This window comes from Amycolatopsis xylanica (assembly GCF_900107045.1).
In the GTDB taxonomy this organism is placed as follows: domain Bacteria; phylum Actinomycetota; class Actinomycetes; order Mycobacteriales; family Pseudonocardiaceae; genus Amycolatopsis; species Amycolatopsis xylanica.
The window spans coordinates 994040-1011063 of sequence record NZ_FNON01000001.1 but is presented as its reverse complement, the minus strand read 5'-3'; the positions used below and the strand labels follow the sequence as shown (position 1 = coordinate 1011063).

Here is a 17024-nt window from a genome sequence, read left to right as displayed (position 1 = left end):
GTCAGGCCTCGCGCCGCACAGTGCCCTCGATGAGCCCGTACGGCCGGTCGGCCGCGAAGAAGACCTCACCGGGGTTGTCGAGGCCGAACGGTTCGAGGTCCACGAGGAAGTGGTGCTTGTTCGGCAGGGAAAGCGAGACCTCGTCCAGCTCGGGCACGGTCTCCAGTACTCGCGTGCCCATGGCGTAGAGCGTCTGCTGCAGCGACAGGCTGTGCGTGTCGGCGAACGCCTCCAGCAGGCTGTCACGGGCGGCCTCGTACACCTTGGCCCAGTCGGTGTCCTCGACGGCGAATCGCCAGGTCGCGGACACCGCGGTGGCCAGAATCCGGTCGGTGGTCTCCCCCAGCGTCGTGTACCGGTCGCGCGGGAAGCCCCAGAACTCCGAGCCGGTCGAGTTCAGCACGGTCAAGTCCTTGATCCCGCCGGTGACCTGGGCTTTCACGCCGTCGTAGGAAACTACGGCCGTCCGTGTGCCCTCGCCGGAGCGGGAGAACGAGTGGTGCCCCAGCCGCGTCCACGGGTAACTCTCGATGCTGACGGTCGAGTGGTGGATGCTCTCCTGCGAGTCCACGAAATGCCTGGCCAGGCGCAGTCCGTACGCCTCGATCTCGCCGATGCCGTCCCTGGCGAACGCGAAGACGGTGTTCTTCTGCGTGTCCGTGGCCAGCACCTTGTCGTTGGCGCCGGTCAGGTGCGTGTCGGCCATGTCGCCGGACAGCGCGACGCTGACGTTGAGATCGGTGATGCGGTGAGCCTCGTCATCATCAAGACCACGGTCGATGCGCACGACGCGGTTTTCGGCCTTGCCGTACTGGTTCTCACCGAGAACGATCGCCATGGATACCTCAACTTCCGCGGTAGGTGGAGTAAGCGAACGGGCTGAGCAGCAGCGGGACGTGGTAGTGCGCGCTGTCGTCGGTGATCCGGAAGGTCACCACGACCTCGGGGTAGAACTCGCCGTCGACCTCGAAGACCAGCCGGTACACGCCCGCTTCCGGGTTCCAGCCGGAGATCCGGCCGTCGTCGTCGGTCTTGCCCTCGAACACGACCGTGCCATCGCGGCGCTCCAGCCGGACCGGGACACCGGTGGCCGGTGCGCCGGCGGCGGCGTCGAGCACGTGGGTGGACAGGCTCACGCGGCCACCAGCTTCCGCAGCCGGAGCGCGACGATCTTGCGCAGCTCTTCGCGGACGACCTCGCGTTCGGTCTCGTCGTCGTTCCCGAGCCGCGAGCGCAGGGCCGCCAGGATCTCCGGGGCGCCGAGCCCGGTCGCGCAGATCAGGAAGACCCGATCGAACCGGCGCTCGTACTCGGCGTTCCCGGCCGCGAGCTGGGCTTTCACGTCGTCGGCCGACTCGGCGGCCGCGGCCTGCTCACCGCGTGACCACACCGCCTCCCGGTCGGTGCCGGTGGCCCGGTCGCCGATCCGGGGGTGCGCGCTCAGCGCCTCGGCGATCCCGTCCCACTCCAGGGTCGCGAGTTCGGCGTCGCCCGCCTTGACCAAGGCGTCGACATCCGCGAAGGGCCGCCGGGCCGCGACGCGGCTCGCCCAGCGCGGGGAGGCGCAGCAGGCCAGCAGACCGCGCTCGGCGTCCGGATGGGTGTTGAACTGGTCGAACATGTGAAGCAGTACACACTTCCGCCGACCGGGTCAGCCACGGGTGAACACCCGAAACCGGGCGTTCACTTCGGGTTCGTTTTTGTGCTTTCCTCCAAAGCAGGCCACGCTGTCCGTGTGCGCTACTGAAAGCTCACCCGAACGCGGAGGTGCGGTGCGACTTCGAGCCCTGCTCGACACCCCTGAGCTGGGGTTGTCCATGCTGGTCGGCGTAGACGCGCTCGACCGGCCGTTTGAGCGCGTGTTCACCGCCAGCCTGCGCGACCCCAGCCGGTATCTCACCGGCGGCGAGGTGGTGCTGTCGGGCATGCAGTGGCCGAGCGCGGCGGACGCGAGCGCGTTCGTCGACACGCTCGCGGAGGCGGGCGTGGTCGCGCTGGGCATCGGCACGGCGGAGGTCGGCGGCGGCCCGGTGCCGGAGTTCCTGGTCGACGCGTGCCGCGCGGTGCGTCTCCCCCTGTTCGAGGTCCCGGTGACCGTCTCGTTCGCGACGATCACCGAACGGGTGATCCTCGGCCTCGCCGCGGAACGCTCCGAGAAGGGCGCGCTCGAACGCCACCGCCGTCTCGTCGCGGTCGTCACCGCGGGCCGGGGTCTTCCCGCGCTGGTCGAGGCGGGCGCGGCCGAACTCGGCGCCGACTGCTGGGTGCTCAGCGCGACCGGGCGGGTCATCACCGGGACGGGTGAACCGCCCGCCGCGGAGCACCGCGCGACGCTCGCCCGCCGGTTCCTGCTCGCCGACCGGCTGCCGCAGGTGATCACCGGGAAGGACGGCGCACCGATCTCCCTGCTGGCCGCGGCGAGCAAGGCCGGGCACCGCGTCGCGAGCTGGTTCCTCGCGGTGGAAGGGAATCACGGCCGCTGGGACCTGGCCAAGCGGGAGGTCGCGGCCGAGTTCGCGAACCTCGTCGGCCTGGAACGGTCCCGCTTCGACGAGACCAAACGCGTCGAGAACCGCGCGGCGGAACCGTTGCTGCGCTTGGCTTTGTCCGAAGAAGCGAGCCAGTCCCAGATCGCGTCCCGTTTGCCCGCCGCCGAATTCACCCCCACCGACCCGGTCTTCACGCTCTCGGCCTCGGTCCGGGGCGGCGGCCCCGGCCTCGCCCCGGTGATCATCGACGAGCTGTTCGCGCCGTACCGGGCACCGGCGCTCGTCGGCAGCGTCGACGGCGAGGCGTTCGGCCTGCTCCGCGCCCGCGCGCTCGGCTACGAGAAGCTCGACGCCTTCGTCGCGGAGGTCCGCGAAGCCGTCCGCACCATCGAACCCGCACTCGGCTCGGCGAGCCTCGCCGTCGGCATCAGCCGGGCCCAGGACGCGGCCGGGCTGCACGCCGCGGTCCACGAATCCCGCCACGCCCGCCGCCTCGCCGAACTCGCGCCCGGCCGCGCCTCGGTGGTCGCGGGCGACGAGGTCGCGTCGCACCTGCTGCTGCTGGCCGCCGTCCCCGACGAACTGCGCCGCTCGTTCCGCGCGCGGGTGCTCGGCCCGCTGCTGGCCTACGACGCCGCGCACAACTCCGAACTCGTGCACACGCTCAAGGTGTTCCTCGACCATTCGGGGTCCTGGACGCAGACTTCGGCCGAGCTCCACCTGCACGTCAACACCTTGCGCTACCGCATCAGCCGGGTCTCCGAACTGACCGGGCGCGACCCCACCCGCTTCGCCGACCGCGTCGACCTCTACCTGGCGGGGTGCTTCACTCGTGACCCCGGACGCGCGTGAAAAGCGCGATCATTGGGTACCTTCTTTTATGACCTCTGCGGATCTCCACATCCGGACGGCTTTGCCACGCAGCCGTGGCCCGATTTCCAGGTCGATCCTCAGCGCCTACGCCACCGGCCAGAGAGGCGACGTCTTCCGGACCGAACGGGTCGCCGCCGCGGATCCGCTGGGTGAGGATGTCCAGCTCGCCCTGCATCTCTGCTACGAACTGCACTACCAGGGTCTCGAGGAGGTCGACGAGGAATGGGAGTGGGACCCGGACCTGCTGCACATCCGCGGCATGCTCGAGCGGCTGTTCCTCAAGAAGCTCCGTGAGTGCGTTTCCGGTGGCGACGATGTGACAGCCGTGCTCGACGTGCTGCTCATCGAGCCGGCCGGCGGGGTCAGTCATCACCTGCGTGATCACGGCGAATGGTGGCAGATGCGCGAGTACTTCGTGCATCAGTCGATCTACCGCCACAAGGAGACCGATCCGCACGCCTGGGCGATCCCGCGCCTGCGCGGCAAGGTGAAGGCCGCCATGGTGGCCGTCCAGTTCGACCAGTTCGGCGCCGGTCACCCGGATCGGGCGCGCATCCAGCTCTACGCCGACCTGATGGAGGGCGCACGGCTGTCCAGCGGCTATCTCGCCTATCTCGACGAGGTGCCCGCCTGCATGCTGGCGACGGTCAACATCATGTCCCTGTTCGGCCTGCACCGTAAGCTCCGCGGCGCGCTGATCGGGCACTTCGCCGCCACGGAGGCGACGACCGCGTCCAGCGCGGGCAGGCTGGTCCAAGCCTTGCAGCGCTTGGAATCCTCGCCGGAATGCGGCCTGTACTTCACCGCGCACAAGCAGGTGATGCGCGACGAGATCATCGGCGAACTGCTGAAGCGCGAACCGGGACTCGCCCGCGATCTGGTGTTCGGCGTGCAGGCGACCGAACTGCTGGAGCAGCGTTTCGCCGACCACGTGCTCGGCTGCTGGCGAGCGGGCCGGACCTCGCTGCGGAGCGCTTGAGGAAGGGTGTCCGTGTCAGAGGGAAGCGACTAACCTTGATAGTCGTCGGCAAGACAGGGAGGTGGCTCCCATTCCAGCAGCGAGACGGGACATCGTCGTCGCGGGCGCTTCGGCGGGCGGCGTGGAAGCGCTGCGCGCACTGGCCGCCTCCTTGCCCGCCGGCTTCCCGGGTCACGTGCTGGTCGTGATGCACCTGCCGCCGGGCGCCCGCAGCGCGCTGCCGCTCATCCTCGACCGGGCAGGCCCGCTGCGCGCGGTCGTCGCGCGCCACGGCACCCGGCTGGTGCCCGGCACGATCTATGTCGCGCCGCCCGACCGCCACCTCCTGCTGGCGACCGATCACCTCGTGCTTTCCCGTGGCCCGACCGAAAACGGGCACCGGCCCGCGATCAACGCGCTGTTCCGCTCGGCCGCGGTGGCCGCGGGCCCGCGCACGATCGGCGTCGTGCTGACCGGGGTGCTCGACGACGGCGCCGCCGGGCTGCAGGCCATCGCCGCGCGGGGCGGCGTCGCGGTGGTGCAGGATCCGGCCGACGCGTTGTACGCGGGCATGCCGGAGGCGGCGCTGCGGCTCACCGCCGCCGACCATGTCCTGCCCGCCACGGAAATGGGTGACCTGCTCGACAAGCTCGTCAGGCAGGAAGTCGACCCGGCAAGCGCGCCGCCCCTGACCGCGACGCTGGAACTCGAAGACAGAATCGCCCGTGACGGCTCCAGCATCGACGTCCACAATCCAGGGGATCGTGGTGACATGTCCGGTTACACCTGCCCAGACTGCCAGGGCGCGCTGATCGAGATCGCCCCTGACGCGAACCATTACCGTTGCCGCGTCGGCCATGCCTGGTCCGCGGAGTCACTGCTCGCCGCCCAGGTCGACGAGCTCGAGCGCGCGCTGTGGACGGCTTTGCGGTCTTTGGACGAGAAGACCGGCCTCGCGCGCCGGATGCAGGCCGACGCCCACGAACGAGGTCATGAGCTGCTCGTCGAGCGCTACCGCCGATCCGCCGAGGAGTCCTCGATCGCGGCGGAGGTGCTGCGCCGCTATCTCATCTCGCTGAATCCGCCGCTCGACGAAGAGCTGGTCCCGTGAGGCCCGGGGTGGACGGCATGCAGGTGTACTTGACGCATGAGGCCGACGTGACGCTCGTCCGCCCGATCGGCACGCTCGACGTGCACAGTTTCCCCGAACTGCGCGACACCCTGCTCAAGTGTGCCGTCGAGCAACCGACCGCCGTGATCGTGCTGATGGACGGCCTCCAGGTGGACCAGAACCAGCTGTACAGCGTCTTCGTCCAGGCGTGGATGCGGGCCGCGGACTGGCCCGGTGTCCCGATCCTGCTGGTGGCCCGCGACCGGGCGCTCTATCACCGGGTGTCCGCGCTGCCCGCCGCGCGGTTCGTTCCGGTGCACACCAGCGTGCGCAAGGCCGTCAAAGCGGCGGGCGTCCCGCCGCGGCGCCGCCGCGCCGAGACCACCCTTCCCCCGATGAACGGCTCGTCGCCGCTGGCACGCCAGTTCGTCGCGAAGACCTGCGGGGAATGGGACGTGCGGTGGATGACCTACGACGCCGCGTCCGTCGCGACCGAGCTGGTCGAGAACACACTGCAGCACACCGACAGCGAACCGGTGCTGCGCTTGGAGCTGCGCAAGCACCTGCTCACGGTCGCCGTTTCGGACGAAAGCCCGCGGCCGGCCGTGCTGACCGAACGCAGGGCCGACGGCAGGCTGAGCCTCGGACTGCTCGTGGTGGCCCAGTGCGCGCGGGTCTGGGGCTGCACTCCCACCCTTTCGGGGGGAAAGGTCACCTGGGCGGTCCTGCCAACGGACGCCCGGCGCTACGAACTTCCCGGCGAGTTGTAACTTCTTAGCCGTGACCGAGCAGCAGAGTGAGCCGGACGGGGATTTCGAGTCTGTCCTTACCTATGTCAAGGACTCGCGAGGCTTCGATTTCACCGGGTACAAGCGCACCAGTCTCATGCGCCGGGTGCGCCGCCGCATGAGCCACGTCGGCATCGAGGACTACGGCGAGTACATCGATCACCTCCAGGCGAACTCCGATGAATTCGTCGCGTTGTTCAACACGGTCCTGATCAACGTCACCAGCTTCTTCCGCGACCCCGAGGCCTGGGATTACCTGCGCACGGACCTGGTGCCCGAGCTGCTCGCCCAGCGCGGGCCGGAGGACGCCATCCGGATCTGGAGCGCGGGCTGCGCCTCCGGTCAGGAGGCCTACAGCCTGGCCATCCTGTTCGCCGAGCACCTCGGGCTCGACGAGTTCCGCCAGCGGGTCAAGATCTACGCGACCGACGTCGACGACGAGGCGCTGGCGCAGGCCCGGCACGCCACCTACACCACTTCGGAGATCCAAGGGCTCGACGAAGACATCCTCGAGCGCTACTTCGAGCAGCAGAACGGCCGCTACGCCTTCCGCAAGGATCTGCGCCGCTCGGTCATCTTCGGCCGCAACGACCTCGTGCAGGACGCCCCGATCTCCCGGATCGACCTGCTCGTCTGCCGCAACACCCTGATGTACTTCAACGCCGAGACCCAGACAAAGATACTGGAGCGTTTCCACTTCGCCTTGGCGCAGAAGGGACTGCTCTTCCTCGGCAAGGCCGAAATGCTGCTCAGCCACGCCAAGATCTTCGAGCCGGTCGACCTCAAGCGGCGTGTCTTCCGGCGCGCGGCGAAGAGCACGACCACCTTCAACCGGCTGGTGGCCAGCGGGCTCCATTCCTATCGGGACGCCGAGCCGACCGGACTGGACGAGCTGCGTGACGCGGCGCTGGCCGCCAGCCCGGTCGCGCAGCTGGTGCTGGGTGAGGACGAGGTGGCAGCGCTGGTCAACCAGCAGGCGGAGCAGGCGTTCGGCCTGTCCCGGCGCGACATCGGCCGTCCCTTCCGCGACCTCGACATCTCCTACCGCCCGGTGGCGCTGCGCGCCTACGTCGAGCGGGCGCGGACCGAGCAGCGGTCCATGCGCATCAAGGACGTCGAGTGGCAGCGCGGCGGCGAGACCGTCTGGTACGAGATCCACGTGAACCCGTTGCTGAACAAGCAGAATCTGCCGATCGGGGTGTCGATCGCGTTCCATGACGTCACCTCGGCGCGGCAGCTGCTCAACGAGCTGGAGCACGCCAACCAGCAGCTCGAATCGGCGTACGAGGAGCTCCAGTCGACCAATGAGGAGCTGGAGACCACGAACGAGGAACTTCAGTCCACAGTGGAGGAACTGGAGACGACCAATGAGGAACTCCAGTCCACCAACGAGGAACTGGAGACGATGAACGAGGAGCTGCAGTCGACCAACGACGAGCTGCAGACCATCAACAACACCTTGCGGGACCGCACGGTCGAGCTGGACGAGGTCAACGAGTTCCTGGAGTCGATCCTCACCTCCATCGGGCCCGGCATCATCGTCGTCGACCAGGAGATGCGCATCCGCGCCTGGAACCGTGCCTCGGAAGACCTCTGGGGACTGCGGCGCGAGGAGGCGGAGGGTGAGCACCTGCTCAACCTCGACATCGGCCTGCCGCTGCCCGAACTGCGGCCCGCGGTGCGCAAAGCACTGACCGACCCGGTTTACCAGACGGAATTGTCACTGGAAGCGGTGAACCGGCGCGGCAGGCACACCACAGTGCGGCTTTTGTGCAGCGCGCTGCGCGGGCAGAACGGCGGCAGCCACGGCGCGATCCTCGTGATGGAGCAGACCGAACGGCCTACTGATCAAGCGGGAAGCTGATCCCCAGCCGCAGCAACGCTTCGGCGCGCTCACGGTAGATGACGAAGGCTCGGTCCATCCCGGTCATCCGCAACGTGCGGCGCATCGGGAAACCGCTCACCACCAGCGCCATCTCCACTTCCGCCTCGTTGGCCCGGCGTTGCAGCTCGCAGAGCATGTTCAGGCCCACGCTGGAGCAAAACCGCACCTCGGTGAGATCGACGAGCAGCGCCAGGCTTTCCGGCCTGGGCATTCCCGCGGTGAGCTCGGCGACCTTGTCGACGTTGGCCAGGTCGAGGTCTCCCGCGATGGTGATCACCGCCCGGCCTGCGCCGAAGGTGGTCACGGTGACGGAAAACTGCTCGCTCAGAGAGCCGATCACCGTCCGGCCGAAAGTCCGGCTGAGCCGGGGCGGACGTTTGCTCGTCATGGTGGACTCCAAGTCCTCATCCGCCATCATCTCGACAACGCGGCGAACATGCAACAGCCGCGCCGGAATACTCCGGCGCGGCTGCCGCGGTGGTGATCAGGCGTTCGTGCCGTACACCTGCATTTCAAAAAGTGAATATCCGTACGAAGTGCCGCGCGCGGTGCCGTTGACGCGGACATAACGGCCGGTGCCGGTCAGCCCGGTCAGGTCGTCCGTGCCGCCGTTACCGGTGGTGGTGGCGAAGATGGTGGTCCAGGTCGAGCCGTCTGGCGAGGTCTGGATGGTGTAGAACTTGCCGTAGGCGGCTTCCCAGGTCAGCTTCACCTGGGAGATGTTCGCCGTGGCGCCCAGGTCGACGCGCAGCCACTGCGGGTCGACTCCTTCCTTGCTCGCCCAGCGCGCGCCGGTGAGGCTGCCGTCGAAGGCCGCCGAGGCCGGGTAGCTGCTCGACTCGACGCTCGACGCGGTGGCGGGTTTTCCTTGTGACAGCAGGACGGGTGTGCCGCCCGGCGCGGTGATGGTCAGCGTGAACGTCACCGAGTGCGTGGCCGACGGCGAAGTGCCCGTCACCGTGATGGCCGAGGTGCCGGCGGGCGCGTCGGCCGTGGTGGCGATCCGCAGAGTCGAGGTGCCGTCGCCGGTCACGGACGCCGGGGTGAAAGTCACCACGGCGCCGGGCGGGACGTTGGCCGCGTCGAGCGCGACCGTCTCCGCGCTGCCCGACAGGGTCGCGACCGTGACCGCCGGGGTGGCGGCCGAGCCCGCCGTCACCGTGGCCGCCGCCGGGTTCACCTTGACCGAGAAGTCATTGGCGCCAACGGAAGTCACGGTCAGCGCGTAGTTCGCCGACTTGGTGCCGGACGCCGCGGCGCCGTTGATCTTGACGGCGTACGTGCCCGCCGGGGTCGACGCGGAGGTCTTGAAGGAGACCGTCGAGCCCTGGCCCGCGGTCACCGAGGCCGGGGTGAACGTGGCCGTGGTGCCGCTGGGCAGTCCGGACGCCGACAGCGCGACCGATTGCGCGGTACCGGAAACGACGGACGTGCTCACCGCGGCCGAGGTCTCACCGCCCGCGCTCACCGAACCCTGCTGCGGGTTGACGCTGACGCCGAAATCGTTGTTCTGGCTCGCCGCGGTGAAAACCCACTGGGCCGCCGTTCCTGAGCAACTGCCCGTCACCACCAGGTTTCCGGACGGGCGATAGCACTTCGTGTTGTATTGCATATCCGAAATCGTCAGGTTCGGATTGATGGACCACTGCTGACTCGCCGCACCCGTGCATTTCTGCAGCACGACTTTGGAGCTGGACAGCGTCGCGCACATGTTGTTGATCTCCATGAACGCGCCGTGGAAGGTGAACCGCTGCGCCGACGAGCCGTTGCACGGGGCCGTGGTCAGCTGCACGCCCGAGGTGGTGCTGTTGTTCGGGTCCTCCAGGCACTGGCCGTTGGAGTTGTTCTTGTACTGGCCGATCGACTTGTTCGGCTGCGCGCCGCCGTAGCACTCGCCGGTGCTGGTGTTGAACAACGGCGTGTTGTCGACGACCTCGTTCGGCGACGGATCGACGACGATCGGCTCCATCACGGGCGTGCCGTCGGCGTTGTAATGGGTGAGCGCGTCCTCGCAGTCGATCGCGTTGTACGCGCTGCCGCCCTTGCCGCCGACCCACAGGTCGATGTGCCGCAGGCCAGGCCCGCCGTTGGGGCCTTCACCGTCCCAGTCCTGGTTACAGGAGGAGCAGTCGTCCTCCATGATGAAGTACTTCTTCACCCTCGGCACCCAGATCTTGGTGCCGGCCTTGTAGACCTTGGTCGTGGTCGCGAAGGTGATCGGGTCGGCGTAAGTACCTTTACCGCCTGCGGTGTCATGGATCTTCGGGTAGGCGATGTCGCCGCCTGGCGGTGTGTTGTCCCACCAGCCGTAGAAGGTCATGAACGTCTGCTGCGTGGTCGCGGCGCCCGCCGGCGCCGCTCCGACCAAACCGGAAATGGTTATCAAGGTGATCAAGGCCGCCGCCGCTTTCGCGGCCAGAGCATGCCGATTCATAACGCCTCCGTGGGGGACCGAGCGTAGGTGTCGAGAATCACCTCGGCCGGGCGCGGCCGTCAAGACCTTTCGTTAGGAAATTTTCCTAACTATGCCCGGCTGGCGGCACGTCCCGCTGGCCGGGGACCTGAAAGCGCTTACTGTTCCCTATTTCCCCGCGCTCGGTGATCAATTAACCGGAAACGAAGATCGAAATGTTTCACCCGTTGTGACACCGTTTTTCGCTGAGGTGGACGTAGCGACCATGCCGGCGCCGGTGCAAACGTCGTAGTCGGTTCCGCCCGACGCCGGTCCAAAGGAGTAGGCACCGCCGATGCAAGCCTTCACGCTGCCCGAGTTCTATCTGACCTACCCGGCGCGGATGAACCCCCACCTGGAGCGCGCGCGGGCGCACAGCATGGCCTGGGCCAAGGAGATGGGGATGATCGACTCCCCCGAGCCCGGCGGCGGCGTGGTCTGGGACGAGGCGGAGCTGGCCAGGCACGACTACGGCCTGATGTGCGCGTACACCCATCCGGACTGTGACGGGCCCGCGCTCGATCTGATCACCGACTGGTACGTCTGGGTGTTCTTCTTCGACGACCACTTCCTCGCGCATTTCAAGTACACCCGCGACATCGACGGCGGGCGGGCCTACCTCGACCGGCTCGAACGGTTCATGACCCGCGAGGGCGAAACCGCGCCGGAGCCGGAGAACCCCGCCGAAGCCGGGCTGGAAGACCTCTGGGCGCGTACGGTGCCCGCGATGTCAGAGGACTGGCGCGAGCGGTTCATCGAGAGCACGCACAACCTGATGGTCGAGTCGCTGTGGGAACTGGTCAACATCGAACAGGGCCGCATCGCGAACCCCATCGAGTACATCCAGATGCGCCGCCGCGTCGGCGGCGCGCCGTGGTCGGCCAACCTCGTCGAGTACGTGGCGGCCGAGGTGCCGCACCGGTTCGCGCACACCCGCCCGCTCGAGGTGCTGCGCGACAGCTTCTCCGACGCGATCCACCTGCGCAACGACATCTTCTCGTACCAGCGTGAGGTCCGCGAGGAGGGCGAGAACTCCAACGCCGTGCTCGTCTTCGAGAAGTTCTTCGGCATCCCGACGCAGGAAGCCGCCGAGATGACGAACGACCTGCTGACCTCGCGGCTGCACCAGTTCGAGAACACCGCGCTGGCCCACGTGCCGCTGCTCGCCGCGGTGAAGGGCGCGACCCCCGACGAGCTCGCCGCCGTGACGGCGTACGTCAAGGGACTCCAAGACTGGCAGGCCGGTGGCCACGAATGGCACCTGCGGTCGAGCCGGTACATGAACGAGGGCGCGGTCTCCGGCGGTCTCGGCGGACCGACCGGGCTGGGCACCGAGTCGCTCACGCCCGGCAGGCTCGGGCTGAAGCGGCGCACCGAGCAGCACACGTTCGTGCCGAACCAGCCCGTCGGCCACCTCCCGGTGCCCGAGCTGTACATGCCGTTCCAGTTCCGGGTGAGCCCGCATCTCGACACCGCGCGCGACCACACGGTCGAGTGGGCCCGTGAGATGGGCTTCTTCGAGGCGGGCTCGCCGTGGGACGAACAACGTATGCGCGGCATCGACCTGGCGCACTGCGCCGCGATGATCCACGCCGACGCGTCACCCGAGCAGCTCGACCTCAGTTCGGACTGGCTCAGCTGGGGCACCTACGGCGACGACTACTTCCCGCTGGCCTTCGGCGCTCGGCGCGACATCGCCGCCGCCGAACTCTGCGCCGAGCGCCTGTCGGAGTTCATGCCACTCGACGGGGGCGAGACCCCGGCGCCGGCAAGCCCGCTTGAGAAAGGCCTCGGCGACCTGTGGCGGCGCACCGCCGGTCCGATGACCGAGCCCGCCCGCGCGGTCTTCCGCAAGGCCGTCGAGGACATGCTGGGCAGCTGGGTGTGGGAGGTGGCCAACCAGGCGCAGAACCGGGTGCCCGATCCCGTCGACTACGTGGAGATGCGGCGCCGGACGTTCGGCTCGGACCTGACGATCGCACTGGCCAAGCTCGCGCACTACGAGCTGCTGCCGCCGTGGATCCACCAGACGCGGGTGGTGCGCGAGCTGGAGACCGCGGCGCAGGACTACGCGTGCTTCGTGAACGACCTGCACTCGTATCAGAAGGAGATCCAGTACGAGGGCGAGATGCACAACCTGGTGCTGGTCGTCGAGAACTTCCTGGGCGTCGACCGGCTGCGGGCCCGTGACGTCGTCGCCGACCTGATGAAGGCGCGGATGGAGCAGTTCGAGAAGCTCGCGAACGAGGACCTGCCCCAGCTGTTCGAGGACTTCGGCCTGGAGCCGGAGGTCCGCGGGGCGCTCACCAGGCACGTCGACCTGCTCAAGGACTGGATGTCCGGGATCACCGAGTGGCACCGGCAGTGCGTGCGCTACCGGCCCGAGGAGCTGGAGCGGCTGTACGCGCCGCCGCCCGTCGAGGTGAACGCGAGCTTCTCCTTCCTGCCCAGCGGACTGGGCACTTCGGCGGTACGTGTCCGCCCTGCGAACGTCTGACTCCGACGATCGGGCGGTGTTCCTGTCACGGGGACACCGCCTCGGCCAGAATCTCGGATATGACCTGGAGCCCGACCCACGGTGATCAGTTCGAGCCCGTCCCCTACCGCCCGGCCCGCATGCCCGCCGACGAGACTCTCGCCAACGCCGCGGCCCTGCGCCGCCGCATGGACGAGCGCCGTTCGGTGCGCAGCTTCTCCCCCGACCCCGTGCCGGAACAGGCCGTGCTCGACGCGATCGCCGTCGCGTCCACCGCGCCCAGCGGCGCCCATCAGCAGCCGTGGACCTTCGTGCTGGTGTCCGACCCCGCCGTCCGCAAGCAGATCCGCACGGCCGCCGAAGCCGAGGAGACCGTCTCGTACGACGGCAGGCTTGGCGAGGAGTGGCTCACCGCGCTCCGCCCGCTCGGCACCGACGCGATCAAGACCCACCTGACCGACGCGCCGTTCCTGATCGTGGTCTTCCAGCAGCGCTTCTACCTCGAGGAAGACGGCACCACCCGCAAGCACTACTACGTCGACGAGTCGGTCGGCATCGCCGTCGGCATGCTGCTGACCGCGCTGCACGTCGCCGGTCTCTCGGCGTTGACGCACACGCCATCACCCATGCGCTTCCTCGGCGAGGTGCTCGGCAGGCCCCGCAACGAGAAGGCGTTCGCGGTGATCCCAGTCGGCTACCCGGCCGACGACTGCATGGTCCCCAACCTGCGGCGTAAGTCGCTTGACCAGGTGCTCGTCCGCGTCTGAGCGTTTTTGTCGGTGGGTGATGCGATGCTGCCCGCATGACTTTGCTGAGCTACTCACCGACCTGGTCGGAGGACAACCGTCCGGAGCTCCCGCTCGACGGCGACGAGCGGGAGATCCTCACGGCGTTCCTCGACTGGCATCGCCAGACGTTCGAGCTCAAGTGCGCCGGGGTGCCGGCGGAAAGGTTGTCGGACAAGAACATCCCACCCTCCGGGCTGAGCCTGCACGGCCTCGTCCGCCATCTCGCCGGCTGCGAGCGCTGGTGGTTCCGCCAGCAGTTCGCCGGCGAGGACGTGCCGATGCTGCACTACTCGGACGACAACCCGAACGAGGACTTCGACGCGCTCGACGGCGACGTCGAAGCCGCCTTCGCGCTGTGGCGCGACGAGTGCGCGCGCTCGCGGGAGATCGTCGCTTCGTCCACTTTGGAGGCCACGGGCACGCATTTCCGCACGGGGAAGCCGGTTTCGCTGCGGCGGATCATGGTGCACATGATCGCCGAGTACGCCCGCCACAATGGACACGCCGACCTGCTGCGGGAGCAGATCGACGGCGCGACCGGGATGTAGGCCGAGCCCGTGCCTCCCGCGCCCGCGCCCGCCGGAGCGGGAGCCGAACGTAGTGAGCGCCTCGTTGACAACCTTGGGCGTTGTGAACGCCTCGTTCACAACGTTCGCGCGCCCATCGAGACGTGCGAAACCCCGAGTTTTGGCCATCCAATGGCCAAAACCAGGGTTTCGCGAAGCTCGACCCCGACCGAGCTACCCACAAGTGTCCGCAACGGACAAACGCTCAGCGATTTGTTCTTATCTGGCGCTTTTGCGCAGCTGCCAGGGCGGACCGGAAGGCACGAACGGGGCTTATGTGTCGCTCAGCGCCGCATAAGTGGCGTTTGTGCGCTCAGCCGACGCGAACTGGGTCACTCTGCCGCGACCCTGACCTTGAGCGTTGTGAGCGCCTCGTTCGCAACCTTGAGCGTTGTGAGCGCCCCGTTCACAACGTTCGCGGGGCCGCTAAGCCTTGGCGAAACCCGAGTTTGGGCCATCCCATGGCCAAAATCGAGGTTTCGCGAGTCGTGTCCGGGAAGCGCACGTTACAAGGGCCACCCTTGTCACCTTGAGCGTTACAAGGGCCACCCTTGTAACGTGCGATCGCAGGAGCGCCTAGCCGACGCGGGAGCCGAGCGTTGTGAGCGGCTCGTTCGCGACGTTGGGGCCAGGAGAAGGGCGCGGCTAGGTGCCGAGCATTTCCTTGAGGACGGCGCGCTGGGTCGGCTTGGCTTCGGCGTAGAGCTTGTGCCCGGCCTCGGTCAGGTTGACGAAGATCCCGCGCCGGTCCATTTCGCACATGGCGCGCTCGACCAGGCCCTCGCGCTCCAGCCGGGCGACCAGGCGCGAAGTCGCGCTCTGGCTCAGGTGGACGGCGTCGGTGATGTCCGCGCCCCGGCACTTCTGCTCGGCCGTGGCGAGGCACTCGAGCGCCTCGAAGTCGCTGACGCCGATGCCGTGCTGCTCCTGGAGCCTGCACTCGAGCGCACCGAAAACGGCCGCGTGGCGGGCAAGCAAGCCTTGCCATTCCCGCACCAGAACCTGCTCAGCGACATCGCTCACGGAGGCGAAGATAGCATGCACGGGAATCTGATGCAACCGCATTAAATTCACTTGCATTAGATGCGTATGCATGTAGTGTCTGGATCATGAGCTCTTCCGCGCAACTCTCCACCACCTCTACCCGGTGGGACGCTCGTCTGTGGGGCGTACTGCTCACCGTGTCCACCGTCATCGGCCTGGACGCGCTCGACGTCTCCATGGTCGGTGTCGCCCTCCCGTCCATCCGGGCCGATCTCGGCCTTTCCACCAGCGCGCTGCAATGGGTCGTCAGCGGCTACGTACTCGGTTACGGCGGTCTGCTGCTGCTCGGCGGCCGGACCGCGGACCTGCTCGGCAGGCGTCGCGTGTTCCTGATCGCGGTCAGTGTCTTCGCGCTCGCCTCGCTGCTCGGCGGGCTTGTCGACGACGGCGCTCTCCTGATCGCCAGCCGCTTCATCAAGGGACTCAGCGCGGCGTTCACCGCTCCCGCGGCCCTGTCCATCATCACCACGACATTCCAGGAAGGCCCCGCCCGTAACCGCGCGATCAGCATCTTCGCGGTGTTCGGCGCGAGCGGGTACTCGGCCGGGCTGGTCTTCTCCGGGCTGCTGACCCAGGTCGGCTGGCGCTGGACGTTCCTGCTGCCCGTCCCGATCGCGCTCGTCGTCCTGGTCTTCGCGTACCGGCTGATCCCGGCCAACCGGCCGGAACGCACCGGAGCGGGCTATGACTTCCCCGGCGCGATCACCGGAGCCGCCGGCTCACTGCTGCTGGTGTTCTCGGTGGTCGAAGCCCCGACCGTCGGGTGGCTCGCGGCCAGGACGCTGATCTCGTTCGGTGTCGCGTTCGCACTGCTCGCGACGTTCATCGTCATCGAGAAGCGCAGCGCGCACCCGCTGCTGCGGCTGGGCATCCTGCGCTCCGGGCCGCTCGCCCGCGCCAACATCGGCGGCGCGCTGTTCTTCGGCGCCTACATCGGGTTCCAGTTCGTGGTCATGCTGTACCTGCAGTCGGTGCTGAACTGGTCCGCGCTGCAGACCGCGCTCGGCTTCCTGCCCGCCGCCGCGATCGTCGCGTTCGGCTCGCCGAGGATCGAGCCGCTGATCGACCGCGTCGGCACGCCGCGCACCATCCTGGCGGGCGTGGTCGCCCACGTCATCGGCTACGCGCTCTTCCTGAACGTCGACGAAAGCTCCAGCTACGCGCTTTCGGTGCTGCCGAGCATGATCCTGCTCGGACTCGGCTTCACGCTGGCCTTCTCGTCGCTGAACATCCAGGCCACGGCCGGGATCGCCGACAACGAGCAGGGCCTCGCCGGCGGCCTGCTGAACACCTCGGTGCAGATCGGCGGCGCGATCGGGCTCGCCGTCGTGACCGCCGTGCTCACCGCCAACGGTGGCGCGGAGGCCTCCCGCACCGCGCTCCTGTCCGGGCTCACCCCGGCGCTGAGCGTGGTCACCGGCATCGCGGTGCTCGCCGTGCTGGTCAGCCTGGCCGGCGTCATCCGGCCACGCCGCACGGCCGAGGCCACCGTCGGCGAAGCGGAGCTCGCGCTCGCCACGAAGTAGCGAACGCGCCGTCGAAGGTGCCTGTCACTCGGGGGGTGGCAGGCACCTTCGCCGTACTGTGACGTGCC

Annotated in this window: 15 protein-coding genes; 9 read left to right on the top strand and 6 right to left on the bottom strand. The window is 68.2% G+C overall.

The genetic code is table 11. The features are described from left to right. Position 1 precedes the first annotated feature (1 nt). Genes pucL through uraD form a run of 3 tightly spaced genes read right to left on the bottom strand, consistent with a single transcriptional unit; the run spans position 2 to position 1621 of the window. Positions 2 to 838 (bottom strand): factor-independent urate hydroxylase, encoded by an 837-nt coding sequence (gene pucL, locus BLV57_RS04420; protein WP_091286851.1) that lies wholly within the window; start codon positions 836 to 838, stop codon positions 2 to 4. Positions 839 to 845: 7 nt separating this feature from the next. Next, positions 846 to 1136: a hydroxyisourate hydrolase gene (uraH, locus tag BLV57_RS04415; RefSeq protein WP_091286847.1), complete on the bottom strand. Its 291-nt coding sequence runs from the start codon at positions 1134 to 1136 to the stop codon at positions 846 to 848. Then, on the bottom strand, positions 1133 to 1621 hold the full coding sequence (uraD, locus tag BLV57_RS04410; protein WP_091286844.1) for a 2-oxo-4-hydroxy-4-carboxy-5-ureidoimidazoline decarboxylase: 489 nt from the start codon (positions 1619 to 1621) through the stop codon (positions 1133 to 1135). The genes uraH and uraD overlap by 4 nt, the downstream gene beginning before the upstream one ends. A gap of 151 nt (positions 1622 to 1772) precedes the next feature. Between uraD and BLV57_RS04405 the strand changes: the two genes are divergently transcribed. The 5 genes from BLV57_RS04405 to BLV57_RS04385 all read left to right on the top strand — a co-directional run bounded on the left by BLV57_RS04405 (position 1773) and on the right by BLV57_RS04385 (position 8083). Next, a complete protein-coding gene (locus tag BLV57_RS04405) occupies positions 1773 to 3341 on the top strand; it encodes a helix-turn-helix domain-containing protein (protein ID WP_091286841.1) in 1569 nt (522 codons plus the stop codon). Positions 3342 to 3369: 28 nt separating this feature from the next. Continuing rightward, entirely contained in the window at positions 3370 to 4341 is a 972-nt protein-coding gene (locus tag BLV57_RS04400) for an iron-containing redox enzyme family protein (protein ID WP_091286838.1), read from the top strand. Positions 4342 to 4402: 61 nt separating this feature from the next. After that, positions 4403 to 5431 (top strand): chemotaxis protein CheB, encoded by a 1029-nt coding sequence (locus BLV57_RS04395; protein WP_091286835.1) that lies wholly within the window; start codon positions 4403 to 4405, stop codon positions 5429 to 5431. Between the two features lie 17 nt (positions 5432 to 5448). Next, positions 5449 to 6201, top strand: a complete 753-nt coding sequence (locus BLV57_RS04390; protein WP_143046979.1) for a hypothetical protein — start codon at positions 5449 to 5451, stop codon at positions 6199 to 6201. Between the two features lie 10 nt (positions 6202 to 6211). Next, entirely contained in the window at positions 6212 to 8083 is a 1872-nt protein-coding gene (locus BLV57_RS04385) for a CheR family methyltransferase (protein ID WP_091286830.1), read from the top strand. Here BLV57_RS04385 and BLV57_RS04380 read toward each other — a convergent pair. Both BLV57_RS04380 and BLV57_RS43840 read right to left on the bottom strand, forming a co-directional pair. Further along, positions 8061 to 8492, bottom strand: coding sequence for an STAS domain-containing protein (locus BLV57_RS04380; RefSeq protein WP_176968490.1), 432 nt, complete (start codon positions 8490 to 8492; stop codon positions 8061 to 8063). The genes BLV57_RS04385 and BLV57_RS04380 overlap by 23 nt on opposite strands. A 96-nt stretch (positions 8493 to 8588) precedes the next feature. Next, a complete protein-coding gene (locus BLV57_RS43840) occupies positions 8589 to 10538 on the bottom strand; it encodes a discoidin domain-containing protein (protein WP_245757146.1) in 1950 nt (649 codons plus the stop codon). Positions 10539 to 10851: 313 nt separating this feature from the next. On the opposite strand from BLV57_RS43840, the gene BLV57_RS04365 reads away from it, so the two are divergent. Genes BLV57_RS04365 through BLV57_RS04355 form a run of 3 tightly spaced genes read left to right on the top strand, consistent with a single transcriptional unit; the run spans position 10852 to position 14368 of the window. Continuing rightward, positions 10852 to 13053 carry a terpene synthase family protein gene (locus BLV57_RS04365; RefSeq protein ID WP_091286826.1) on the top strand — a complete coding sequence of 734 codons (2202 nt, stop codon included), beginning with the start codon at positions 10852 to 10854 and terminating at the stop codon, positions 13051 to 13053. 59 nt (positions 13054 to 13112) lie between these two features. Further along, complete coding sequence (locus BLV57_RS04360) at positions 13113 to 13799, top strand: nitroreductase family protein (RefSeq protein ID WP_091286824.1); 687 nt, start codon at positions 13113 to 13115, stop codon at positions 13797 to 13799. 35 nt (positions 13800 to 13834) lie between these two features. Next, entirely contained in the window at positions 13835 to 14368 is a 534-nt protein-coding gene (locus BLV57_RS04355; protein ID WP_091286821.1) for a DinB family protein, read from the top strand. Between the two features lie 663 nt (positions 14369 to 15031). On the opposite strand, the gene BLV57_RS04350 is transcribed toward BLV57_RS04355, so the two are convergent. Next, positions 15032 to 15409, bottom strand: coding sequence for a MarR family winged helix-turn-helix transcriptional regulator (locus BLV57_RS04350; RefSeq protein ID WP_091287875.1), 378 nt, complete (start codon positions 15407 to 15409; stop codon positions 15032 to 15034). Positions 15410 to 15495: 86 nt separating this feature from the next. Between BLV57_RS04350 and BLV57_RS04345 the strand changes: the two genes are divergently transcribed. Continuing rightward, complete coding sequence (locus BLV57_RS04345; protein WP_091286819.1) at positions 15496 to 16956, top strand: MFS transporter; 1461 nt, start codon at positions 15496 to 15498, stop codon at positions 16954 to 16956. The last annotated feature ends 68 nt before the right edge of the window (positions 16957 to 17024 follow it).